The sequence below is a fragment of the Ochrobactrum sp. SFR4 genome (genome assembly GCF_019730395.1).
Classification (GTDB): Bacteria; Pseudomonadota; Alphaproteobacteria; order Rhizobiales; family Rhizobiaceae; genus Pseudochrobactrum.
In genome coordinates this window covers 1-235 of record NZ_JAAPBB010001398.1, presented here as the reverse complement: position 1 = coordinate 235, position 235 = coordinate 1, and the positions used below count along the sequence as shown (strand labels likewise).

Here is a 235-nt window from a genome sequence, read left to right as displayed (position 1 = left end):
ACGACTGTCGGAACCCGCAGAAGTACAATCTGTGGGCATGATGGTCGTTGCGGTTTTCGGGTTGATTGTGAACCTCATTTCAATGCGGTTGCTCAGCGGCAAGAAGGATGAGAGCCTAAATGTGAAGGGCGCTTATCTCGAGGTATGGGCGGATATGCTCGGCTCTGTCGGCGTGATCGTCGGTGCCGTGATTATTTACTTCACCGCATGGGAATGGGTGGACTCGGTGATTGCT

Annotated in this window: 1 protein-coding gene; it reads left to right on the top strand. The window is 53.2% G+C overall.

Annotated features, from left to right (window positions below):
* Positions 1–235, top strand: a 235-nt coding sequence (locus HBA93_RS23625) for a cation efflux transmembrane domain-containing protein (RefSeq protein ID WP_221724832.1), incomplete at both ends; no start/stop codon positions are given.